At 38.4% G+C, this 24893-nt stretch carries 22 protein-coding genes; 17 read left to right on the top strand and 5 right to left on the bottom strand.

Translation table 11 applies throughout. The annotated features are described in order from the left end of the window. Nucleotides 1–6: 6 nt before the first annotated feature. Entirely contained in the window at nucleotides 7–1641 is a 1635-nt protein-coding gene (locus tag OLW01_RS06215) for a S16 family serine protease (protein WP_268075867.1), read from the bottom strand. A gap of 323 nt (nucleotides 1642–1964) precedes the next feature. On the opposite strand from OLW01_RS06215, the gene thrS reads away from it, so the two are divergent. From thrS to OLW01_RS06255, 8 genes are all read left to right on the top strand, one after another. Then, nucleotides 1965–3878: a threonine--tRNA ligase gene (gene thrS / locus OLW01_RS06220; protein WP_268075868.1), complete on the top strand. Its 1914-nt coding sequence runs from the start codon at nucleotides 1965–1967 to the stop codon at nucleotides 3876–3878. Nucleotides 3879–3897: 19 nt separating this feature from the next. Continuing rightward, complete coding sequence (gene infC, locus OLW01_RS06225; protein WP_268076169.1) at nucleotides 3898–4437, top strand: translation initiation factor IF-3; 540 nt, start codon at nucleotides 3898–3900, stop codon at nucleotides 4435–4437. Between the two features lie 74 nt (nucleotides 4438–4511). Next, nucleotides 4512–4709, top strand: coding sequence for a 50S ribosomal protein L35 (gene rpmI, locus OLW01_RS06230; protein WP_016955023.1), 198 nt, complete (start codon nucleotides 4512–4514; stop codon nucleotides 4707–4709). A 14-nt stretch (nucleotides 4710–4723) separates the two neighbouring features. Then, nucleotides 4724–5080, top strand: coding sequence for a 50S ribosomal protein L20 (gene rplT, locus OLW01_RS06235; RefSeq protein WP_268075869.1), 357 nt, complete (start codon nucleotides 4724–4726; stop codon nucleotides 5078–5080). A gap of 126 nt (nucleotides 5081–5206) precedes the next feature. Next, nucleotides 5207–5761, top strand: coding sequence for a DJ-1 family glyoxalase III (locus OLW01_RS06240; protein WP_268075870.1), 555 nt, complete (start codon nucleotides 5207–5209; stop codon nucleotides 5759–5761). Nucleotides 5762–6095: 334 nt separating this feature from the next. Further along, on the top strand, nucleotides 6096–7076 hold the full coding sequence (pheS, locus tag OLW01_RS06245) for a phenylalanine--tRNA ligase subunit alpha (protein ID WP_268075871.1): 981 nt from the start codon (nucleotides 6096–6098) through the stop codon (nucleotides 7074–7076). A gap of 25 nt (nucleotides 7077–7101) precedes the next feature. Then, nucleotides 7102–9483 (top strand): phenylalanine--tRNA ligase subunit beta, encoded by a 2382-nt coding sequence (gene pheT, locus OLW01_RS06250; protein WP_268075872.1) that lies wholly within the window; start codon nucleotides 7102–7104, stop codon nucleotides 9481–9483. A 2-nt stretch (nucleotides 9484–9485) separates the two neighbouring features. After that, the gene (locus tag OLW01_RS06255) at nucleotides 9486–9788 is read left to right on the top strand and encodes an integration host factor subunit alpha (RefSeq protein WP_268075873.1); all 303 of its coding nucleotides are present in this window, start codon (nucleotides 9486–9488) and stop codon (nucleotides 9786–9788) included. Nucleotides 9789–9915: 127 nt separating this feature from the next. Here the strand turns inward: OLW01_RS06255 and asnS are convergent, their stop codons facing one another. After that, nucleotides 9916–11310, bottom strand: coding sequence for an asparagine--tRNA ligase (gene asnS / locus OLW01_RS06260; protein ID WP_268075875.1), 1395 nt, complete (start codon nucleotides 11308–11310; stop codon nucleotides 9916–9918). Nucleotides 11311–11393: 83 nt separating this feature from the next. On the opposite strand from asnS, the gene OLW01_RS06265 reads away from it, so the two are divergent. After that, the gene (locus tag OLW01_RS06265; protein ID WP_268075876.1) at nucleotides 11394–11774 is read left to right on the top strand and encodes a hypothetical protein; all 381 of its coding nucleotides are present in this window, start codon (nucleotides 11394–11396) and stop codon (nucleotides 11772–11774) included. Nucleotides 11775–11819: 45 nt separating this feature from the next. On the opposite strand, the gene bioA is transcribed toward OLW01_RS06265, so the two are convergent. Continuing rightward, nucleotides 11820–13091, bottom strand: coding sequence for an adenosylmethionine--8-amino-7-oxononanoate transaminase (gene bioA / locus OLW01_RS06270; protein WP_268075877.1), 1272 nt, complete (start codon nucleotides 13089–13091; stop codon nucleotides 11820–11822). Nucleotides 13092–13192: 101 nt separating this feature from the next. On the opposite strand from bioA, the gene bioB reads away from it, so the two are divergent. From bioB to OLW01_RS06310, 8 genes are all read left to right on the top strand, one after another. Next, nucleotides 13193–14239, top strand: a complete 1047-nt coding sequence (gene bioB / locus OLW01_RS06275) for a biotin synthase BioB (protein ID WP_268075878.1) — start codon at nucleotides 13193–13195, stop codon at nucleotides 14237–14239. Nucleotides 14240–14258: 19 nt separating this feature from the next. Next, on the top strand, nucleotides 14259–15422 hold the full coding sequence (gene bioF / locus OLW01_RS06280; protein WP_268075879.1) for an 8-amino-7-oxononanoate synthase: 1164 nt from the start codon (nucleotides 14259–14261) through the stop codon (nucleotides 15420–15422). After that, entirely contained in the window at nucleotides 15419–16237 is an 819-nt protein-coding gene (locus OLW01_RS06285; protein WP_268075880.1) for a methyltransferase domain-containing protein, read from the top strand. The genes bioF and OLW01_RS06285 overlap by 4 nt, the downstream gene beginning before the upstream one ends. 44 nt (nucleotides 16238–16281) lie before the next feature. Then, nucleotides 16282–16974, top strand: coding sequence for a dethiobiotin synthase (bioD, locus tag OLW01_RS06290; RefSeq protein ID WP_268075881.1), 693 nt, complete (start codon nucleotides 16282–16284; stop codon nucleotides 16972–16974). Nucleotides 16975–17238: 264 nt separating this feature from the next. Further along, nucleotides 17239–18882 (top strand): phosphoglucomutase (alpha-D-glucose-1,6-bisphosphate-dependent), encoded by a 1644-nt coding sequence (gene pgm, locus OLW01_RS06295; protein ID WP_268075882.1) that lies wholly within the window; start codon nucleotides 17239–17241, stop codon nucleotides 18880–18882. A gap of 292 nt (nucleotides 18883–19174) precedes the next feature. Beyond that, on the top strand, nucleotides 19175–21709 hold the full coding sequence (locus OLW01_RS06300) for a glycogen/starch/alpha-glucan phosphorylase (RefSeq protein WP_428980177.1): 2535 nt from the start codon (nucleotides 19175–19177) through the stop codon (nucleotides 21707–21709). Nucleotides 21710–21936: 227 nt separating this feature from the next. Then, complete coding sequence (locus OLW01_RS06305; protein ID WP_268075883.1) at nucleotides 21937–22653, top strand: ZIP family metal transporter; 717 nt, start codon at nucleotides 21937–21939, stop codon at nucleotides 22651–22653. Between the two features lie 84 nt (nucleotides 22654–22737). Further along, entirely contained in the window at nucleotides 22738–23433 is a 696-nt protein-coding gene (locus OLW01_RS06310) for an SDR family oxidoreductase (RefSeq protein WP_268075884.1), read from the top strand. A 164-nt stretch (nucleotides 23434–23597) separates the two neighbouring features. Here OLW01_RS06310 and OLW01_RS06315 read toward each other — a convergent pair whose 3' ends face one another. Then, complete coding sequence (locus OLW01_RS06315) at nucleotides 23598–24380, bottom strand: hypothetical protein (RefSeq protein WP_268075885.1); 783 nt, start codon at nucleotides 24378–24380, stop codon at nucleotides 23598–23600. Nucleotides 24381–24441: 61 nt separating this feature from the next. Next, nucleotides 24442–24885, bottom strand: a complete 444-nt coding sequence (locus tag OLW01_RS06320; RefSeq protein WP_268075887.1) for an FAD synthase family protein — start codon at nucleotides 24883–24885, stop codon at nucleotides 24442–24444. Nucleotides 24886–24893: the final 8 nt, after the last annotated feature.

The following is a 24893-nucleotide window of genomic DNA, read 5'->3' on the forward strand; positions in this document are numbered from 1 at the left end:
GTAAATTTAGCCACTTTTTCTGAAAAAAAGTGCTAATTTTTTAAAAAACGAGCGAGAATGTTCTAATTCTTGGCCATAATGTTCAAGTTCCTCCCTCACTTTATCAAATAAACTGACTTCGGTTTCTGATTCTGCTGGTAGCCCTGTTAATAAATGAGCTGCTTCATTGACATGTTTAATAGCATGTATTTGCAAGCTGCCCTGAGATACTGCATTAAGTATTTCACTACTTAAATTAAGGTGACCAATATTCGCATGTGGAATAATGACATGGTGAACTTGCGATGGTGACTTTAGTTTGGCCAGCACATAATAGCCTTCTATTTTTAAATCAATTCCACCCACAGCCAGAACATTACCTAATTGATCAATTGCACCTGTAAGCGCTACATTTTGTTTAATAGGCACATTTGAGATAGCAGATAATAACGCGTATAGCTCGGCTAAAGAGGCACTATCGCCATCTATTTCATGATAAGACTGTTCAAAAACAATATTTGATGAAATAGGTAAAGGGATATTTTTTGCAAAAACGCGGGCAACAAACGAAGATAAAATCATCATGGCTTTTGCGTGAATATTGCCGCCTAAATCTGATTTTCGTTCGATATCACCAATGTCGCCTTCACCAACAAAAATATTAGCGGTTATTCTGGAAGGTTCACCAAATTCGGCAAGTGCAGTTTCTACTACGGTTAAACCGTTTATTTGTCCAATGACTTCACCGCTAAAGTCGACTTTAATGGTGTTTTTCAATATTTGTTCAAAATTATATAAACGGCTGGATGAGTTAAATCCGTTTATATCTTGTACTGCCAACTCTACATCTGAGGCAATAAAATGTTTGGGTAGGCGACTCAATAAACGTTTGAGGTACGACAAATCTAATGAAAACCAGCTTTGCTCTTCAATTAAGCGAGCCAATGCCCATAAAATATTTTGCGTTTGCTCTATAGATAAATCAATTTCAAGTTTATGTTGACTGATGTAGTACGTCATAAAGTGGTTAAACGCGGTGACGGTTTCTATTTTAAGCTCAGTGATTTGATCTGCTTCTGTTATTTCATCGCAAGTTAATTTTGATAAAGAGGGTAAAATAAATTTTACGTTTTGGATTGCTTCATAATCGCCGGTAATAATAATTTGCTTATCAAATTTAAGTTTTTGATGGCGGTACTTATTATGTGTAACGTTACTGGTATCTTCGGTCATTAACCAACGGCTGGATAAATGACGGTTGCGGATGACTTTGCCTACTATATCAAGCAATTTGCTGTCTTGTAGTAAATCATTTGCATCTATTAAAATAGTTTGATTATTGGTTGTAAATAGTAGCCCAGGTTTAAATGCCACTCTATGATTTGGCTCTGTTGCAAAATAGCCTAGGAGTTCATCACTCGCCGTTTGCTTGGGCGCAAAAAAAGATAAGCCTAACCATCCTAAATAATCTTTCACAGGGTAATGCGTTGCCAACATATAAACATCAAAATCAGCTTGGATAACGCGACTAACAAATTGCGACAATTGAGGTAATAGTAAGTAAGGGTTCAACTCAGCCGTTTTATATGCAAGCTGCATATTATCGATTTTAGAATGCAGCGTTAGTTGTTCTGGTGTTAATAAAGTGCTGGTTGTGGTCATGTAAATTAACTCGTATGCATTAAATAAGCTGCATATTTATAAAGGTTTAAAATGAGTACAGTTAAGCAACAACATAGGCTGCCTCAGGCTGGACTTGTTTTTAATTGATAGTGGCCTTAAATTCAAGGCGTAAAGCATTCATTTTATAGCTTTTTGTTTATTATACTGGCTAACCAGTTAAAAGATAGTTTTGAACGTGGTCAAGTATCGACAGAGTAGGTAGATAAATGTATGATCTGCACCTTATTTTTTTGAGTCAAAAATTTTTTAATTTAAAAACATGTGGCCCTTGGTATGTGGTCACCACTGGATAAGGATTTACAATGCCTATAATTACTTTGCCTGATGGCAGCCAACGCGAATTTGAACAAGCGGTTTCTCCTATGCAAGTTGCTGAATCTATTGGCCCTGGTTTAGCCAAAGCAACTATTGCGGGTCGCGTTGATGGTGTTCGAGTTGATGCATGTGATGTTATTGACAAAGATGCGAAATTAGAAATCATAACAGCAAAAGATGAAGATGGTTTAGAGATACTTCGTCATTCCTGCGCGCATTTGTTAGGTCATGCTATTAAGCAATTATGGCCAGATGTAAAAATGGCAATTGGTCCTACGATTGATAATGGCTTTTATTATGATATCGATTTAGAGCATTCGTTAACCGCTGATGATATCGCGGCGCTTGAAAAACGAATGACTCAATTAGCAAAAACGAATTATCCGGTTATCAAAAAGACAGTAAGCTGGCACGAAGCCAGAGAAGTTTTTGTGAATCGCGGTGAAAGCTATAAAATAGAGATTTTAGATCAAAACATTAGCCAAGATGATAAACCAGCGCTTTATCATCATGAAGAATATATTGATATGTGCCGCGGCCCACACGTGCCTAACATGAAATTTTGTCAGCATTTTAAATTAATGAAAGTGGCAGGTGCTTATTGGCGTGGCAATTCAGACAATAAAATGCTTCAGCGTGTATATGGCACAGCATGGGCGGATAAAAAACAATTAAAAAGCTATTTAAAACGATTAGAAGAAGCCGAAAAACGTGATCACCGTAAAATTGGTAAAGCACTTAATTTATTCCATTGGCAAGAAGAAGCGCCAGGTATGGTGTTTTGGCATAATGATGGTTGGACTATTTATCGTGAACTAGAAGAATTTGTACGCACCAAGTTACGTGAATATGATTACCAAGAAGTGAAAGGTCCTATGATGATGGACAGATCGCTTTGGGAAAAATCAGGTCACTGGGACAAATACGCAGACAATATGTTCACCACTGAATCTGAAAAACGTGAATATGCAATTAAGCCAATGAACTGTCCTGGCCACGTACAAATTTTTAACCAAGGTTTAAAATCATATCGTGATTTACCGCTTCGTATGGCTGAATTTGGTTGTTGTCACCGTAACGAGCCATCAGGTGCTTTACATGGCTTAATGCGCGTACGCGGATTTACTCAAGACGATGCACATATTTTCTGTACTGAACAGCAAGTTCAAGCGGAAGTAAGTAGCTGTATAAAAATGGTTTACGATACGTATCAAACTTTTGGTTTTGATAATATTGCGGTTAAACTTTCTACCCGTCCTGAAAAACGTATTGGCGACGATGCAACTTGGGACCGTTCAGAAGCGGCATTAATTGAAGCTTTAAAGTCAAATGACATAAATTATGAGCTTCAACCAGGCGAAGGTGCTTTTTATGGACCTAAAATTGAATTTACTTTGTATGATTGTTTAGACAGAGCTTGGCAATGTGGTACTATTCAACTAGATTTTGCATTACCAGAACGACTTGGCGCAAGTTTTGTCTCAGAAAACAACGACCGTCAGGTTCCGGTAATGATTCATCGGGCCATTTTGGGGTCGGTTGAGCGCTTTATTGGGATTTTAACTGAAGAATATGCAGGTCATTTCCCAACTTGGTTAGCACCACAACAAGCCGTTATTTTAAATATTACGGATAAACAAGCTGACTATTGCAAAAAAGTTGCTAAAATATTGAACGAAAATGGATTTAGAGCCTCTGCTGACTTGAGAAATGAGAAAATAGGCTTTAAAATCCGAGAGCATACATTAAAGCGTGTCCCATATATGTTAGTTGTTGGTGACAAAGAGCTTGAGAGTGGTCAAATCGCAGTTCGTTCTCGTAAAGGAGACGATTTAGGCAGTATTTCAGTAGATGAGTTTGTTGCTCATTTACGAAGCGATGTTGACAATAAAATTTTATAATTTCGTGGAGGAATGAACCATTAAAGGTGGCAGAAAAGGCCCTGAAACAGGCAAAGCACGTATTAACGAAGAAATCGATGCGAAAGAAGTGCGCTTAATTGGCGCGGATGGCGAGCAAGCAGGTTTAGTATCTTTGCGTGAAGCGCAAGATTTAGCTGACCAAGCTAAACTGGACTTAGTTGAAATTAGTCCAAATGCAAAACCACCGGTTTGCCGCGTTATGGACTATGGTAAGTTTCTTTACGAAAAAAGTAAAACTGCTAAAGAACAGAAGAAAAAGCAAAAACAGATTCAGGTTAAGGAAATTAAATTCCGGCCTGGAACTGATATAGGCGACTATCAGGTAAAACTACGCAACCTGAGGCGCTTTATTGAAGACGGTGACAAGACTAAAGTAACGATTCGCTTTCGCGGTCGAGAAATGGCACACCAAGAAATCGGCATTGAAATGATGAATCGGGTTAAAAACGATTTATCTGACATTGCAACGTGCGAATCTTTCCCTAGACGGGTAGAGGGTCGCCAAATGATTATGGTACTTGCACCGATTAAGAAGTAGTTATGGTATAAAGTAATTAACCTAGGTTAATTCACCATGCTATATTTGTTAAATTGACAATGCGGAGTAGCAAAATGTCAAAAATTAAAAGTCATAGAGGCGCAGCCAAGCGTTTCAAAAAAACAGCTAATGGCGGCTTTAAGTGTAAACAGTCTCACTTACGTCACATCCTGACTAAGAAGAGCTCTAAGCGTAAACGTCACTTACGTGCGAAAACTCAAGTACATCAGAATGATGTTCCATTAATCGTACGCATGTTACCATACGCATAAGAGGAGATTGAATAATGCCTAGAGTTAAACGTGGTGTAACTGCGCGCGCAGCACACAAAAAGATTTTAAAGCAAGCTAAAGGTTATTACGGTGCTCGTAGCCGTGTATATCGAGTAGCATTCCAAGCTGTTACTAAAGCTGGTCAATATGCATACCGTGACCGCCGTCAGCGTAAACGTCAATTCCGTCAATTATGGATTGCACGTATCAATGCTGCGTCACGTCAAAACGGTTTGTCTTATAGCCGATTCATCAACGGTTTGAAAAAAGCGTCTGTTGAAATCGATCGTAAGATCCTAGCTGATATCGCTGTATACGACAAAGCAACTTTCACTGCATTAGTAGAGAAAGCGAAAGAAGCCTTAGTTTAAAATTTTTTAAGCTGAAGACTGACAAAAAGGGCTGTATAGCCCTTTTTTTGTGTCTATAATTTAAGTTTTAATGAGTCTATAACTATTAGAGTCTATAAACATTAGAGTATCGAAAAGGAGCGTTAAATGACGGCAACTGTATTAATTCCAATTGCACACGGTAGTGAAGAAATAGAAACTGTTTGTTTAGTTGACACCCTTAGACGGGCAGGTTGCAATGTAACCCTAGCTTCAGTCGAAACCGATTTCACCTTAATTTGTAGTCGCCAAGTAAAAATACAAGCAGATACTTTTTTTACTGATGTTCAAGCACAAGCATTCGATTTAATTGTATTACCTGGCGGTGTCGAAGGCGCTGAAACACTATCTCAAACGCCATTGTTGATTGAAAAACTAAAACAACAATACCAGCAAAATCAATTTATCGCAGCTATGTGTGCTGCGCCTGCGTTAGTCTTTGCAAAACATAAGATAGCAACCGATAGGCTGATGACCTCTCATCCTAGCTTCAAAGATAAATTAGCTAAACCCGCTGCTGATGAATTAAGGGTTGTAGTGGATGGTCACTGTGTTACCAGCCAGGCTCCTGGTACTGCAATTGAGTTTGCATTAGTACTAATTGAGTTAATTTGCTCTCGGGAGATCGCTGAAAAAGTTAAGCAGCCTATGCTTGTTAAATAGTTTGAATATCCTCAATTTTCACTTAATACTTATTTGAGCACGTTTTACTCAGTTAATCGTTTTCATATGCAATATCAGGTGTTCGTTTTGAGGAGCTGTTAACCTTGTTTCGCCTAACTTAATAATTTAATTAAAAAACAGGTTAAATAAATTATCTTTTTTATGCCTGTTTTCTTTTTTGCTGCAATTAAGCCCCCTCAAGTATCTTGGGTATAATGTAAAAATCAGTTAGAATATCCCCTTTATTTTTAACGATATAACTTATTTCTAAATGAGGCTATTTAGAAATAAGTTAAATCTATTATAGTCAGCCAAACTCCGGGGATATTTTTTAATGAATTTAGATGGCATAGTCGCAAATGCAAAAGAGGCTATTGCAGCGGCAAATGATCTAGCCGCTTTAGATGAGATTCGAGTGCAATATCTGGGCAAAAAAGGTCAATTTACTGAACAAATGAAAACGCTTGGTAAATTGCCACCTGAAGAAAAACCAGCCGCAGGTCAAGCAATTAATCAAGCTAAACAAGCCGTTCAAGCAGAGCTTAATGCAAAGCGTGAAGCCTTACAAACAGCTGAATTAAATAAAAAGCTAGCTGAAGAAAAAGTAGATGTTACTTTACCCGGTCGCAGCAATGAAGTAGGTGGTTTACATCCAGTGAACCGAACCATTGAACGAATTGAATCTTTTTTTTCTGAATTAGGGTTTGAAACTCGTACGGGTCCTGAAATTGAAGATGATTGGCATAATTTTGATGCGTTGAATATTCCAGAAAATCACCCTGCACGAGCTGATCACGATACGTTTTATTTTAACCCTAAATTAGTGTTACGAACACAAACCTCGGGCGTACAAATTAGAACAATGGAAGCTGAAAAGCCGCCGCTTAGAATCATTTCTCCAGGCCGAGTTTATCGCAATGATTACGATCAAACTCACACGCCAATGTTTCACCAAGTCGAAGGTTTAATGATTGATAAAAACGTTAGCTTTGCTGAATTGAAAGGCATTCTGTATGACTTTTTACATAACTTTTTTGAAGAAGATTTAGAAATTCGATTCCGCCCTTCATTTTTCCCATTTACTGAGCCATCAGCAGAAGTTGATGTGAAAGGCAAAAACGGAAAGTGGCTAGAGGTATTAGGCTGCGGTATGGTTCACCCAAATGTGTTGAAATCGGTTGGAATTGATCCAGAAGAACATAGTGGGTTTGCTTTTGGTATGGGTGTTGAACGTCTTACCATGTTGCGCTACGGCGTTAATGACTTACGCTCATTTTTTGAAAATGATCTGCGTTTTTTAAAGCAATTCAAGTAACCCATAACAGACTTTTGGAGAATTTATGAAATTTAGTGAATCATGGTTACGCGAATGGGTTAATCCAGCGATCAGCAGCGAAGCTTTAGTAGAACAAATTACCATGGCGGGTTTAGAAGTTGACTCTGTGGAACCCGTTGCCGGTGAATTTTCAGGCATTGTAGTGGGTAAAGTGGTTGAGTGTGGCCCGCATCCAGACGCTGAAAAATTACAAGTGACAAAAATTGATGTTGGCGGCGATGAGTTGTTAGACATTGTATGTGGTGCTAAAAATTGTCGTCAAGGTTTAACCGTTGCCGTTGCCACTGTGGGAGCGGTATTGCCTGGTAACTTTAAAATTAAAAAAGCTAAGTTACGAGGCGTAGCGTCGTTTGGCATGTTATGTTCAGAAGCTGAAATGGGCATGGCTGATGACGCCCCCGGTATTATGGAAGTTCCTGATGACGCTGTTGTCGGGACAGATATCCGCGAATATTTAAATTTAAATGACAAAACCATTGAAGTTGATTTAACGCCTAATCGTTCAGATTGTTTAGGTATCAAAGGTTTGGCCCGTGAAGTAGGGGTGTTAAATAACCAAGATGTAAACGAGCCAGAAATTAGTCAAGTGCCCGCTAGCATTGACGATAAAGTTAGCGTTAATTTAAATGCAGGTGACGCCTGTACAAGTTATTTAGGTCGAGTTGTAAAAGAAGTCAATTTACAGGCCGCTTCGCCGCTTTGGCTTGTTGAAAAACTACGCCGTAGTGGCATTCGCTCTATTGATGCTATTGTTGATGTGACTAATTATGTGATGTTAGAACTAGGTCAACCATTACATGCATTTGATTTAGCTAAAATTGAAGGGTCTGTACAAGTACGTTTTGCTAATCAAGACGAACCTTTAACTTTATTAGACGGTAATCAAGTTAAATTAAAAGATAATACTTTAGTGATTGCTGACGATAATAAAGCCTTAGCGATGGCTGGCATATTTGGCGGGCAAGATTCAGGTGTATCTGCACAAACTCAAGACATTTTGTTAGAAAGTGCATTTTTTGCACCGGACGCTATCCGAGGTAAAGCTCGCCAGTATGGATTACATACTGATTCATCTCATCGTTTTGAGCGTGGGGTCGACATTCAAATTCAACGAGATGCGATAGAGCGCGCGACTCAATTAATTTTAGCTATTTGTGGTGGTCATGCTGGCGAAGTAATTGAAGCAAAATCTGAGAAAGCACCAGTTAAAAAAGTGAGCTTACGAGCAAACGCTTTAAAACGTCGTTTAGGTATTGAGATTGCTGAATCTCAGGTGACTGAAATTTTAACTCGTTTAGGTTTATCGCCAAGTTTAACTGAACAAATTTGGTACTGTGTTGTACCTAGCTATCGTTTTGATATTTCAATTGAAGAAGATTTAGTTGAAGAAGTTGCTCGTGTTTATGGTTACAACAACATTGAAAATATTGCGCCTACAGCACGTTTAACCATGCGCAAGCATCAGGAATCGGTATTTAATTTAACTAAAGTTCGTACCAGTTTGGTGACCTTAGGTTATCAAGAAGCGATTACTTATTCATTTGTTGATCCTAAAGTTCAACAAGCTTTGTATCCAGAGCAAACCAGTTTAAATTTACCTAACCCAATATCAGCCGATATGTCGGCAATGCGTTTAGGTTTATTACCAGGTTTGTTATCGGCTGTGGTTTATAACCATAATCGTCAGCAAAACCGTGTCCGGTTATTTGAATCAGGCTTAAAATTTACGCCTGACGCGGCCGCTGAAAATGGGGTGAGTCAAATCCCAGTGTTAAGCGGTGTCATTAGTGGTACACGCCATGTTGAACATTGGAATTTAGAAAGTGATTTAGTCGACTTTTTTGATATTAAAGGCGATGTTGAAGCTTTATTAGGTTTAACAGGCGAAGCTGAACAATATGAATTTAAAGCGCAAGCTCATTCGGCATTACACCCGGGACAATCGGCGGCTATTTACAAGAATGGTAAATCAGTTGGATTTGTTGGTGCTATTCACCCTCAGGCATTTAAAGCGATAGGCTTAAAACAAAAAGCTTTTGTTTTTGAAATTGAATTAGATGCACTTTTAAAAGCCAATATTCCAGTTGCTAACGCGGTTTCAAAGTTCCCTTCAATCCGTCGTGATTTAGCATTTATTGTGAAGCAAGATGCAGAAATTGGAAATATTTTGCAAGAAATCAAAAAAGTTAGCGGAAATCAATTGGTTGAGCTAAACTTATTTGACGTATACCAAGGATCTGGTATATCTTCTGATGAGAAGAGTTTTGCTGTCTCATTGGTTTTACAAGATGTAGAGCGAACTCTTGAAGATAAAGAGATTTCAGTAATCACTGATAAAGTGATTGATTCTTTAAACGCGCAATTTGGTGCCACACTGAGAGATTAGATATGGCGTTGACAAAAGCCGAAATAGCTGAACATTTATTTGAAAAACTAGGCGTTAATAAAAAAGACGCTAAAGACTTAGTTGAACTTTTCTTTGAAGAAATCCGCGCTGCACTTGAAAGCGGAGAGCAGGTTAAATTGTCGGGGTTTGGCAATTTTGATTTGCGCAACAAAGCAGAGCGGCCGGGTCGAAACCCTAAAACAGGGGAAGATATACCCATTACAGCTCGTCGGGTTGTGACTTTTAAGCCAGGTCAAAAACTAAAAAACCGGGTTGAAAAATCACTTGCTGATAAAGCTGAATAAACCAAAAAAAACCAGTCATTGACTGGTTTTTTTATACTTAGCTGACGGGTAGCTAACCTGGTTTAAGCAGTATCAACAACATCCCTAATATCATTATTGGGGATGTTGTTTTTATTTATATTCCGGCTTAGAAAGGTGCGCTATTAGGTGTTCTTGGGAACGGGATAACATCTCTAACGTTTTGAATCCCTGTAACATAAGCAACTAAACGCTCAAACCCTAAACCGAAACCACCGTGCGGCACTGAACCATAACGGCGAAGATCGCGATACCAGTAGTAATCTTGTGGATTTAAACCCACTTCTTCCATTCTTGAATCTAGTACATCTAATCTATCTTCACGTTGGCTACCACCAATAATTTCACCAATACCTGGTGCAAGTACATCCATTGCGGCAACCGTTTTACCGTCATCGTTTAAACGCATATAAAACGATTTAATATCTTTAGGGTAATTTTGTAAAATAATAGGCGCGCCTACATGTTCTTCGGCTAAATAGCGTTCATGTTCGGATGATAAATCAACACCCCAATCAACAGGAAACTCAAACTTTTTGCCCGATTTTTGTAAAATATCGATAGCGTCTGTGTAATCCATACGAACAAAGTCAGTATCAACCAATTTTTGCAAACGCTCAATCACGCCTTTTTGTACCCGTAGGTCAAAAAATTCTAGGTCATCCATGCGCTCTTTTAATACCGCTTTAAATACATATTTAAGCATGTCTTCAGCGCATTGTGCTACCGCGGCTAAATCAGCAAATGCTAATTCAGGCTCTACCATCCAAAATTCAGCTAAATGGCGGCTTGTATTTGAGTTTTCTGCGCGGAACGTTGGGCCAAAGGTATAAACTTTTGATAATGCACAGGCATATGTTTCAACGTTTAATTGACCCGATACGGTTAAAAAGGCTTCTTTACCAAAAAAATCTTGGCTAAAATCAGCGCGGCCATCATCTTTTAATGGCGGGTTGACTGCATCTAAAGTCGAAACTCGAAACATTTCGCCTGCGCCTTCACAATCACTTGCTGTGATAAGCGGCGTCGCTATCCACTGAAAGCCATTTTCATAAAAATAGTTATGTATTGCGTGAGACAGACAGTTACGAATACGAGTCGCAGCACCAATTAAATTAGTGCGAGGTCTAAGGTGTGCGTGTTCACGTAAATATTCAACCGAATGACGTTTAGGTGCCATAGGGTAGGTATCTGGATCTTCAACTAACCCAATAATGTCTACTTCTTCAGCTTGAACTTCAAATGACTGGCCTTTGCCCTTTGATTCAACCAAGGTGCCAGTGACTGATAATGAGCACGCCGTCGTAAGTTTACTAATTTCATTATAATTATTTAATGTATTATCAACTACGATTTGTATAGGGTCAAAACATGAACCATCATGTAAGTTAATGAAAGCAAAATTCGGATTGGCGCGAACGGTACGAACCCAACCTTTTAATGTAACTTTGCTGTCTAATTGGTATTTTCCTGCTAATACATCACTTATCGCGCTGTGACTCATGTAAATTGCTCCGGCAGTATTTTATTGTTAAATATAGAAAGGCGTTTATGTTACCCATAGAATTTAGATAAACAAGCATAATCATGGTAAATTTCACTGAAAATGACCGAAGAGAAGGTTCTGATTGGATAAATCGGCTAATATCGATATTTTCGGTACTGGCTTGGTCAAGTTTTATACTCGCACTCATCTGGTTTCATTATGCAAGCCCGGAGTTAATTCCAGGCTATGCAGTTTACAAAGGGATAGAAGATGAATTTAGAGATGAATGGTTAAAACGCTGGACTGATAGATTAACCATTCAACTGATTATTTGTAGCATCACCAGCTTTATTGCGGTTGTTATTAACCTCAAGCGGAGCCGACGCAAGGAAGATCACTTTCATTCTAGCTTATTAATGTTAGTGATGATTTCAATTGCGGCTATTTTATATCTGGTTTGGGTGATCTACCCGCAATTTTAGTCTGCTAAACATGACCCTGTTTACTAAGTGTAAACAGGAGTTGTATTATTGAGCCAACCAAGCCTTAATGGCATCTGCCAATTTTATTATATCTGATTGCTCGCTGATAAAAGGCGGCATCAGATAAATTAATTTGCCAAAAGGTCTAATCCAAACCCCTTGTTCTACAAAAAAAGCTTGGATCTCAGCCATAGGTACAGTCTGGTGCAATTCAACTACCCCAATTGCGCCTAATACTCTTACGTTTTTAACCGCGTCAAAATCTGCCAGTGGTTTTAAATTCTGGTTTAACCAAGCTTCAATTTGTCTGACCTGGCTTTGCCAGTCGTTGTCAATCAGTAAATCGATGGCGGCATTGGCAACTGCGCAAGCTAGAGGATTTCCCATAAAAGTCGGTCCATGCATAAACACCCCGGCTTGGCCATTGCAAATGCCGTCTGCCACTTTTTGTGTCGTTAAGGTGGCTGCCAATGTCATATACCCACCTGTTAAAGCTTTACCTACACATAAAATATCGGGAGAGATATCAGCCCATTCGCAGGCAAATAATTTACCTGTACGGCCAAATCCGGTTGCTATTTCGTCAGCAATTAATAGAACATTATATTTATCAGCCAATTGTCTAACGTGTTTAAGGTAATCAGGGTGATAAAACTTCATTCCTCCTGCACCTTGTACAATAGGTTCAAGAATAATGGCTGCAATGTGTTGTGAATTTTCTACCAAACAATGCTCTAACTCATGGGTTGAATTGTGTTGATAGGTTTGCTCAAATCCAACCGTGGGCGACTCAACAAAAAAATGCTGATTAATCACATTATTAAATAAACTGTGCATGCCATTAACGGGGTCGCAAACTGACATAGCGGCAAATGTATCGCCATGGTAGCCTCCGCGCAAGCTAAGCAGCTTAGTTTTGCTAGTTTGGTTTTGGCTTTGCCAATATTGAATCGCCATTTTGATCGCAACCTCAACCCCAACCGACCCTGAATCGGCTAAAAAAACTTTATCTAGCCCGGCTGGCGTCAGCTCCACCAGTTTTTTACAAAGATCAATTGCTGGTTGATGGGTAATACCGCCAAACATCACATGCGACATTTTTTCCGCTTGTTGAGTTAAAGCTTGATTCAGTTTTGGATGATTATAGCCATGTACAGCCGCCCACCAAGATGACATACCATCAGTTAAGCTTTTTCCATCGTCTAAAAATAATTGATTTTTACTAGCATGTGTTACGCCATAAGTAGGTAAAGGCTGAGTTAATGAAGTATACGGATGCCAGATATGGTCTTGGTCAAATTGATAATCTATTGTCATGGTTAATAATTAATCGTTTGTCAACTTTGTGTTTGTAATAGGTTGACAGTTTAACCTACAAGATTAAACTGTCTATCAAAAATCACCACGGGTAATAAAAAATGCAAGCAGCTATCAGACATGATTGGTCAATCGATGAAATTCAAAAACTATTTAAACTACCGTTTAACGATTTACTTTTTAAGGCACAAACGGTTCATCGCCAAAACTTTAATCCGAATGAAGTTCAAGTAAGTACTTTGCTATCTATTAAAACCGGTGCTTGTCCGGAAGATTGCAAATACTGCCCGCAAAGTGCAAGGTACGATACTGGACTCGATAAAGAAAAACTAATGGAAGTTGAAGCAGTGCTTGAAAAAGCTCGCCTCGCTAAAAAAAATGGCTCAACCCGCTTTTGTATGGGTGCTGCATGGCGTAACCCAAAAGATAGAGATATTCCCTACATTGTTAAAATGATTGAAGGTGTACGCGATTTAAATTTAGAAACTTGTATGACTTTAGGCATGTTAACAAAAGAACAAGCCATTACGTTAAAACAAGCTGGTTTAGATTACTACAATCATAATTTAGATACCTCACCTGAATTTTATGGCGAAATTATTACCACTCGTACATTTAAAGATAGACTAGATACCCTTGAAAATGTGCGAGCGTCAGGAATGAAAGTTTGTAGTGGCGGCATTGTGGGGATGGGCGAAAAAGCAACCGATAGAGCTGGTTTATTACGTAGTTTAGCTAATTTAGAAGAGCACCCTGATAGCGTGCCAATTAATATGTTGGTGCGAGTAGAAGGAACACCAATGGCTGAAAATGAAGACTTTGATCATTTCGAGTTTATTAAAACGATTGCCGTGGCTCGTATTTTAATGCCTAAATCTCATGTTCGTTTATCTGCCGGGCGCACCGAAATGAACGAGCAAATGCAAGCTTTGTGTTTTTTTGCTGGCGCTAATTCTATTTTTTATGGTGAAAAACTATTAACAACGGAAAACCCTGAAGCGAACCATGACATGGAACTGTTTGGTAAGTTAGGGATTGAACCTGAAAAGCGACACGGGTATTCAGACGAAGTAACAGAAGCGGCATTATTAGAAACTGTGGTTGAATCACAAGAGCCTGCTTTATTTTATGACGCTGCGGTTCAATAAATTGAGTTATTAGTTAATTATGTTACCCGAGCGTTTAGCTAAAGCACTAGTTGATAAAAAACGAGCACATAGTTTTAGAGAACGAAAAATTTGCCAACCTAATGGTAAATATGTGCAAGTTCAAAACAATCAATATTTAAATTTTTCTGGCAATGACTATTTAGCGATTGCGAGTAGTGAGGAAATAAAAGTTGCTTATCGACAGTTAAACACCGGTAGCACAGGCTCAGCGCTTATTAATGGTTATAACCCAGAACATGCAGAGTTAGAGTTGCAAGTGGCTGATTGGTTGGGGTTTGAAAAAGCGCTTTTGTACTCAACTGGTTTTGCTGCTAATTCAGCTGTTATAAAAACCGTCATGTCTGAAAAAAACGGTTTAATTTTACAAGATAAGTTAAACCATGCCTCTTTAATTGACGGAGGATTAACAGCCAATGCTAAATCAATGCGCTTTGCTCATAATGATATGGTTCAGCTTGAAACAAAATTAAAACGTGCAAATTATCAGCATCCAGAAAAACTGATTGTGAGTGAAGGCATTTTTAGCATGGATGGCGACAACGCGCCTATTGCTTCACTATCAGATTTAGCGAGTCATTATGATGCAGGGTTGATGATAGACGATGCTCATGGAATCGGTGTGCTTGGCACAGATGGACGCGGTAGCTTGGCTGAAAATAACCTAAAGCCTAAGCAGATTGATATTTATATGGCAACTTTTGGTAAAGCACTAGGCTCAGCTGGAGCCGTTGTGTGTGGTAACGCAACCTTAATTGAATATTTAGTCAACTTTTCTCGTGACTACATTTATAGCACGAGCATGTCTCCACATCAGGCTAAGCTGACCTCAATCGCAATTGAGTTGGTTAAAAAACAACAGTGGCGACGAGATAAATTGATTGAAAATATTGCTTATTTTAAACAGCAACTTGCGAACTTAGGTTTTGCTGATACAGGATCAAATTCTGCAATTCAGCCTATTATCGTGGGTGAAAATCAGGCAACATTAAAAATAGCTGAACAGCTTAAAAAAGCCGGTATTTGGCTAACCGCTATCCGCCCACCGACAGTAGCAAAAGGCAGTGCTAGGTTAAGGGTGACTTTGTCAACAGCTCATAATTTAGCTGACATTCGCTACCTATCAACTCAATTAGCAAATGCAGTAAAGGTTGAATTACGATGAATCAGTCAAACGCATTACAGCAAGTAGTTTCGGAGCATTTTTCACGGGCAGCTGCTCAATATGATACGGCAGCGCAATTACAGCTAAAGGTTATTAAAAAATTGGCTAATCAATTACTGCCCGAGTTTAAAATGATGCAAGCTAATAAAAACCTACATATTTTAGATGTCGGATGTGGCACGGCTAACTTATTACAATTTTTACCATCACCTTTTGCTTATACAGGTGTAGATATTGCCGAAGGTATGTTAGCTTTTTCAGCAGAAAAATTTTCATATTTAGCAGCAGATAACCAATTAGCTTGGCAATTAGCGGATGCCCAAAATTTACCTTTTGAAGAAAACCAATTCGATTTTGTGTTTTCCAGTTTAGCTTGGCAATGGTGTGATTTAGAACAAGTTTTAGCACAAAGTTATCGAGTGTTAAAGCCAGGTGGTACGCTCATATTTAGCACTTTATTAGATGGTACTTTATGTGAGTTAAACCAAGCATTTAAACAACTAGATAACCAAATACATATTAATCAATTTATTGATTCTCAAGCGCTAGAACAAGCAATAAATAGCCAAGATTGGCATCAAGTAAACGCACAAGTGCTAACTGAAAAAACACATTATGATTCAGTTTATCAATTACTTAAAGAGCTTAAGTCTATTGGTGCGAATACAGTCAGTAAAAATAACCAGCTTTATAAACGCCAGCCTTTAACCAAAAACAGACTGGCCAGATTAGAGCTTGCTTATCCACGCCAATCGAACCCAGTACAAACCATTGCTAGTTGGCAGGTTGCTTATTGCCAATTACGAAAAAGCTGAGTTGTCTTCATTTGTATTAATCAAATTTTAAAAGTTATTAATTTATGAAATCTATCTTTATAACGGCAACCGATACCGAAGTGGGTAAAACCACAATAGCGTCAGGTATCATTTCAGGTTTAATTAACCAAGCTTCGACAAATTTAACTGTGGCTGGTTTTAAACCTATCGCGGCCGGTTGCGATTTAATCGACGGCCAGCTAAAAAATGAAGATGCGCTGAGTTTAATGCAAGTTTCTAATGCCCAGTTTAGCTATCAAAAGGTAAATCCGTTTGCTTTAAAATCTGCAATAGCCCCCCATATAGCTGCGCAACAAGAAGGCGCGAATATTAATATTGAGCAGCTTGATTGGCATTACCATCAATGGCAGCAAACAGCGCTTGATTATTTAATTGTAGAAGGCGCAGGTGGCTGGCAGCTTCCGCTAAATGAATCTGAATATTTATCTGAATGGGTAGTTAAGCAAAATATGCCTATTGTATTAGTGGTCGGGTTAAAGCTAGGTTGTATTAATCATGCATTATTAACCGCAATGGTTGTGGCTAAAATGGGTGGTAATATAATTGGTTGGATTGCCAATCACGTTGATCCTAATATGCAGTGCCAAACCGAAAATGTAAAAGCACTCGCACATCGGCTGAATATGCCCTGTTTAGGTACAGTCCCATATTTAGCCAACTCCCAAAATGTTGAAGAGTTTATCGACATCCAATTACTAAAATCACTTATCGCTTAAATTCCCAAGCAGAAAAAGCAGAAGCTGTTGTAAATATAGACAAGCAAGCCCGACACGTATTGATATACTTTTTAGGCTGGGGTATAACTGGTGATAACAAATTGTCATATATCGTCGCTATCATTTTTATTTATTCACTATTAGGCAGCCATTAGCCGTATTATATAAAAATCTGATTACGAATAAAAAGCACGATAAGCACAATGACGACTGTTTTTACCAGTCGCTGTCTCTCATTATTTTGTCTACATAAAGGAAAGCATCATGGCGTTGCATGAAAGAGCAGGGCAGCCAGCCCAACTTGAAGATTTAGTCAACATTCCTCGTTTAGTGAGTGAATATTATTTAAATACGCCAAATAACGATCAGTTAGTTAGTTTTGGCACCTCTGGACACAGAGGCTCAGCAACGAACTCTACATTTACCGAAACACATATTGCTGCTATTTGCCAGGCATTGGTTGAGTACCGTGAAGCGCATAACATTGATGGGCCTTTGCACATAGGTATGGATACCCATGCATTATCTGAATGTGCTTTTGCTACTGCGGTTGAAGTTTTTGTAGCTAACCAAGTGAAAGTTATTGTTCAGGCTGGACGTGGTTATACACCAACGCCAGTTATTTCACATGCTATTTTAACTTATAACCAAGATAAAACTACTGGCTTAGCCGATGGTGTAGTGATCACTCCTAGCCATAATCCACCGCAAGATGGCGGCTTTAAATATAATCCGCCTAATGGTGGCCCTGCTGATACAGATATTACTAATCAGGTACAAGCCCGAGCTAACGAAATTATTCAATCAGGCTTAGAAGCGGTTAAACGTGTTCCGTTTGATCAAGCATTTGAATCAGATTTAGTTACTAAATATGATTTCATTCAGCCTTATGTTGATGATTTAAAAAATGTTATAGATATGCAAGCTATTGCTGATTCGGGTTTAACCATAGGGGTTGATCCTTTAGGTGGCTCTGGTATCGCTTACTGGGATGTTATTGCAAAAACTTATGGTATTAATATTGAAGTGGTGAATAAGGCCGTTGACCCTACTTTTTCTTTTATGCCTTTAGATAAAGATGGCAAAATTAGAATGGATTGTTCATCGCCTTATGCAATGGCTGGCTTAATTAAATTAAAAGACGACTTTGATGTCGCCATTGCTAATGACCCCGATTATGACCGTCATGGGATAGTGACAAAGTCTGCTGGTTTAATGAACCCAAATCATTATTTAGCGGTTGCGATTGAATATTTATATACCCACAGACCTGAGTGGAAAGACAGTTTAGCCATTGGCAAAACATTAGTGTCATCGAGCATGATTGATAGAGTTGCTGGTGCATTGGGTAAAAATTTATCTGAAGTACCTGTCGGTTTTAAATGGTTTGTTGATGGGCTGTATTCTGGCAGTTATGGTTTTGGTGGTGAAGAAAGCGCGGGTGCTTCATTTTTACGGAAAAACGGTCAAGTTTGGTCAACCGATAAAGATGGTATTATTTTAGCTTTGTTAGCAGCTGAAATTACCGCGGTTACAGGCAAAGATCCGGCAGAACATTATCAAGCCTTGACGGAAAAATTTGGTGCGCCTTTGTATAATCGTTTAGATGCTGCGGCAAGTGCAGAGCAAAAGTCGGTCCTTAAAAACCTATCAGCCGATGATGTAGAGGCAGACACTTTAGCAGGTGAGGCGATTAAAGCTAAATTAACGCATGCACCGGGTAATGATGCCGCTATTGGTGGTTTAAAAGTGGTTACTGAAAATGGATGGTTCGCTGCCAGACCATCAGGCACTGAAGACATTTATAAAATTTATTGCGAAAGCTTTTTAGGTGAATCACATTTGAAACAAATTGCCGAAGAAGCCCAAGCGATTGTAAATGCAACTTTTTCTAAAGCTGGCGTTTAACGACTAAGCAAACAATGAGTGATAGCGGTTTATTCTGCTATTGCTCAAAGTTTTGCGCCAATAATCCAAATTCTTCAAATTTAAGCTATGCTTTTGACTAAAAATTAGATAGTTTATAACTAAGCCTAAATTCAAATGAATAAATCTTACATTTAGGTAATTTATCCTCATTACATATATTAACGCTATGGCTTGCCGTTCAGCTAAACTCGTTTGTTACTTGGCTGAAAGCTTTGAAAAGTAACTTTAAACAATCAACACATCAGGCACTTGCCGTGTTAAAGGATTAAAGATGACAACAACTGGCCGCAAATCAACCAAACAATCTCGTAATCTCACTACCAAAGCTTCACAAGAACCGTCCACTTTACTTGCACAAGACATGAATCTTGATGTTGCGTCATTTAAACAATCTATTATTAAACACTTGCACGTAACCGTGGGCACCGACGAAAACAAAGCTTCAGACAAAGCTTGGTGGAACGCTATTTGTGCTGCTGTGAATGAATTAGTCTATGAGCGTGTGACCCGTACCCAAAAAACGCACTTTCAAAAAGATACGCGAGCGGTTCATTATTTGTCGCTTGAATTTTTAATGGGGCGATTTTTAAAAAATAATTTAACTAACATTGGCTTGACTGATATTGCTCAAAAAGCGGTTGCCGAATTAGGGCTAGATTTTAATCAAATTTGTGAAGAAGAACCCGACATGGCATTAGGTAATGGCGGGCTAGGTCGTTTGGCCGCTTGTTTTGTTGACTCTTTAGCCACTTTGGATTATCCAGCCATTGGATACGGCATTCACTACGAACATGGTTTATTTACCCAAGATATTCAACATGGTAGACAGGTTGAGCGACCAGATAGTTGGCGAGAATATGGCAATGCTTGGGAAATTTGTCGTCCGGAATCAATTCAAGAAATTCCATTATATGGTTATGTTGAAACCCAATATGATGAAAGCGGTAAAATTCATAAAGAGTGGCACCCGGGACGCATTATAAAAGGCGTGCCTTGGGATATACCCGTAGTGGGTTATGGGGCAAACACAGTTAATATTTTACGGTTATGGGAAAGCCGAGCATCAGACTTTTTTAACTGGGATGTATTTAACGCCGGTGGTTATTTAGACGCACAAGTTGAAAACGTGCAAGCAGAAACTATTTCAAAAGTATTGTATCCAAATGATAATACTGATGCTGGTAAAGAGTTAAGATTAATACAGCAATACTTTTTTTGCGCTTGCTCAATTAAAGATATTATTCGCCGTTATAAGCGTGCGCATGAAAATGATTGGAGTCATTTTGTTGATCAAGTGGTTATCCAGCTAAACGATACTCATCCTGCGATTGCTATTCCAGAATTGATGCGCATTTTGGTCGATAGGGTTGGACTTGATTGGTCTGAAGCTTGGAGTATGTGCCAAAACATTTTTGCTTACACTAACCATACTTTGTTGCCAGAAGCACTCGAAAAATGGTCAGTGCGTTTATTTGAAAAAGTGCTTCCGCGTCATTTAGAAATTATTTATGAAATTAACAGCCGTTTTTTAGAAGATATTGTCAGCCAGCATTTTGCTGATAATGATGAAGTAAAACGTAAATTATCTATCATCGAAGAAGGCCATGAAAAAATGGTCAGAATGGGTAATTTATCCGTTATCGGCAGTTTTAAAGTAAATGGTGTGGCACAAATTCATTCTAAATTAGTTAAATCAGACTTATTTCCTGAGTTTGATCAAATATGGCCAGATAAATTTACCAATGTAACCAACGGCGTAACGCCAAGGCGCTGGCTAAAGTCTTGTAACCCTAAATTAGCTAAGCTGATTTCCGCTCACATTGACGCTGACTGGCCTGTTCATTTAGACAAATTAAAGTCATTGGTGCCGTTAGCAGATGATCCACAATTTCAGCAAGACTTTATGCAAATTAAGCTCGAAAATAAAGTTGAGCTAGCTCATGTGATTAAAACCCTAACCGATGTAGAGGTTGATCCAAACGCCTTATTTGATATTCAAATTAAACGCTTGCACGAATATAAACGCCAGCAACTTAACTTAATTCATATTATGGCGTTATACCGCCGCTTATTACAAAACCCAGATTACGACATGCCTAAGCGAGTCTTTATCTTTGGCGCAAAAGCAGCTCCTGGCTATTATTTAGCAAAAGAAATTATTTATGCAATTAATAAAGTCGCTGATCGAATTAATACAGATGAGCGAATTAAAGATAAATTAAAAGTCGTATTTTTGCCTAATTACCGAGTGTCGTTAGCTGAAAAAATGATACCAGCAGCCGATGTATCAGAGCAGATTTCGTTAGCAGGTAAAGAAGCATCTGGCACAGGTAATATGAAATTAGCTTTAAATGGTGCTATTACAGTTGGCACGTTAGATGGGGCAAATATTGAAATAGCAGAAGAAGCCGGCGAAGATAATGTAGTTATTTTCGGGTTGGATGTTGACGAGGTTAAAGCGCTGCAAGCCCAAGGTTATAACCCGTGGGATTATTATTACGGGAATGAAGAGCTAAAAGCCGTTTTAGACTGGTTTGACACTGATTATTTTACCCCAGGTAAGCCAGGAGAACTGTCTGAAATTAAGCGCAGTTTACTTGATTACGGCGATAGTTATTTAACTTTAGCCGATTACCAGAGCTACTCTGATGCGCATCAGAAAGTAGATAAATTATATCAAGATAAATCTGTATGGGCGAAAATGGCAATAATAAACACCGCCACTATGGGTAAATTTAACTCTGATCGTTCGATTAGAGATTACGTAAATAAAATTTGGAAGTTAGATGACTGCAATGTTAAGTGAATAATTTAACGGTTATGTGGATTTAATGGTTATCTTTAAATTCAGTTGTTTTTAAATTCAAAGGTTATCTAGATTTAACGTAGCAGAGCGCCTTAACTTTAAACAGGGATTGGAGCTGTATTAACAAAAAAATAAAATGGCAGTGATACCATAATGGTTTTCGCTGCTTTTTCGTTTTATCGGTTGATGCTACAAACTTTAAAAAAAGCAGGATATTTAATTAGTTTATGGAGCCAATTTCATTAATTATCATACTCACATTACTTGCTGGTATTGCTATGCCAGTTGGTGCTGGAATCGCTTCATTAGAGCATATTCGGCCCTATTGGCTTGAAAATGAATTAAGGCATGGCATTATCGCTTTTGGTGGCGGGGCCTTGCTATCAGCCGTTGGGCTTGTGTTAGTACCCGATGCAATTAAAAATTTAAGTTTATTACCAGCCTGTGGTTATTTTTTATTAGGCGGCGTCTGTTTTATGTTGCTAGATATTATTTTATATAAAATTAATACGCCAGCGAGCCAGTTAGCTGCAATGCTGGCTGATTTTATTCCAGAGTCGATTGCATTAGGTGCGGCGTTTGCTATGGGTGAGGGAAGTGGTTTTTTACTGGCCGGGTTAATTGCACTACAAAATTTACCCGAAGGTTTTAATGCCTATCGTGAACTTAAGGAATCGTCTGATTATACCAATTTTAAAGTCATCAGTTTATTTAGTTTACTAGCTTTATTTGGCCCAGCAGCTGGCTTAATTGGGTATTTTTATTTAGCTCAGCAAACTCATTTTTTATCAGCCATTATGTTATTTGCAGCCGGTGGTATTTTGTATTCTGTATTTCAAGACATAGCACCGCAAGCTAAATTAAACAAACACTGGTTACCCACACTTGGGGCCGTGTTAGGTTTTGCATTAGGGTTAGCTGGCTTTATGATGACTCATGCTTAATGGTTTTACCCTTAACTTTTTAATCACATGAAAAAATAAATAATTATTTAATAAACAATTATTTAATAAACTATAAGAGAATAAATGACACAACATATTTTAATTACCGGTGCAAGCTCAGGCATCGGCCGTGAGCTTGCCATTCAAGCCAACCAACTGGGTTATCGTTTAAGTTTGTGCGCACGAGACAGCACAAAAATGGCAGTAACATTAAATAAGCTTACTCAGTCTACCCCAGTTTTTTCAGATTGTTTTTGTGTTAGTGACGAAGCTGCTAGTTTGGCTTTTGTAAAACAGGCAGAGCACAACAATGGCAAAGTGGATGTATTAATTAACTGCGCGGGATTAAATAATGCCAGAGGCATGGGGCATGAAGTGGCGCTTGAAAAGCTAGATTGGATGATGCAGATTAATTGTTACGCGCCTATTCGGTTTATGCAAGCGGTTTTACCTAAAATGCAACAAGCGGGTTCTGGCTGCATTATCAATATATTGTCTACGGTTTGCCTGCATGCTAACCCCGGTATAGCCGCTTATACGGCTTCTAAAACGGCATTAGATGGTTATTTTAAAGTGATGCGTAAAGAGCTCAAAAAAGAGGGCATTAAATGCTTATCTGTTTATCCTGGCGGGGTTGATACTCAATTTAGAGAAGCGGATCGGCCTTTATATTTAACGGCCGAATCGGTTGCTAAAGCTACTCTTCAATTATTAAATACAGATACCAATACTCATATTCATGAACTCGTCATGCGCCCGAGTATTGAAGATAATTTTTAGTTATTCATTACAAACAATTCATTTTAAATGGTTAAAAAAGCCGAATGAGAGGGGGTTAGCCTGCTCGCATTTGGTTTTGGTGTTAGGCTACTAACACCACTTTACTAACATCATCGTGCATACTCATCCTACACTTATCCGTAGGGCCTTAATGGTTTATGCGTTTAATTAATCTTCATGAAAGCCGTTACCATTTTGTTTCTAAACTCGGTATCTTGCGCTAAACCTTGTTGTCTATAATGTTGGCAATACTCAATTTCTGAATGCTTGTTATTTAGTTCAGGTATATTGTGCTTAGCCAATAGGCGTTGCCAATTTAATTTAACCGCTTCATTTGGCTCTGGAAAAATTAACAACGCTTGTTCTGATTTTTCAAAGTTAGATTGCTGCGCCACTTTTATCATCACGTCATTTGCGGCCAGCCAGCTTTTATTATTTTTACCAATACAGAGCAGCGGCATAAAAGGTGCCAGAGATGTACAGACCGTATTTTTAACCATTCGAACTTGCCAATAAACTTCGGCTATTTTGGCAAAATGCTGAAAATCATTAATATAACTGAAGCCAGAATCTTTCATTAACGTAATTTCAACTCTTGGTTTATTGGGGTTAACCGTATCGTTAGACACATCTATATAATAATCACCCAATAACATGGCATTTTGAAAGTATAAATCACGAAGCCCACCCCATATTTTAGTTAGCTGATGGCCTTGTTGCATGTAACTAACTATACTTTGTAACCCAGTACTTTGTGGTGATTTTAGCGCTACTTTTAATATTTCAAATACTTGATCACGAATTTCAAGACAGCGCCCTAAAGGATAAGGTTTTTCACCAAAGTAGGGATATTTAGGTAATAAAGAAAGATCGGCTTTGATTCTAATTTTTGCCAAATCGTCGATAATGGCTTGTAAATTTTTTGCAATAATATCTTGTGCTTGCATTTAATATTAACCTGTTTGAATACAGAAAACGTCAGCTAATTTGGGTTATCACCGCGTTAGTTTATGATGACAATACATTATAAATAGTCGTTTTAATCGCTGAACTTGAAACATTAGGCGTTTCAGGGGCAAAAATTACCTCAATGTGATGCGCCGCCAAGTGTTTTGTTAACTTATTCCAGCGCTCAGTACCTTGCCATTGAATACCGCTAACCACTTTGTTTATGCCTAAATCTAGCATCCAGTTTACGGCATTTTGAGTTTCAATCATGGGATATTTTACCAAAGTGACTGTATTAACTATGCCCAAGGCCTCAATAATTGTCATTCTGTCTGTTTGATTAATAATAGGCGCTTTCCCTTTTGATTTTAAACACATGGCATCGGGAGCAACCCCAACAATTAATGCATCACCTTGCTGGCGAGCAAATTTTAGAAAATTAAGATGACCAACATGAAATAAATCAAATACACCTAATGCCAATACTTTGCGGTTTTTATTCATAATTATTT

The sequence above is a fragment of the Catenovulum adriaticum genome (assembly GCF_026725475.1).
Classification (GTDB): Bacteria; Pseudomonadota; Gammaproteobacteria; order Enterobacterales; family Alteromonadaceae; genus Catenovulum; species Catenovulum adriaticum.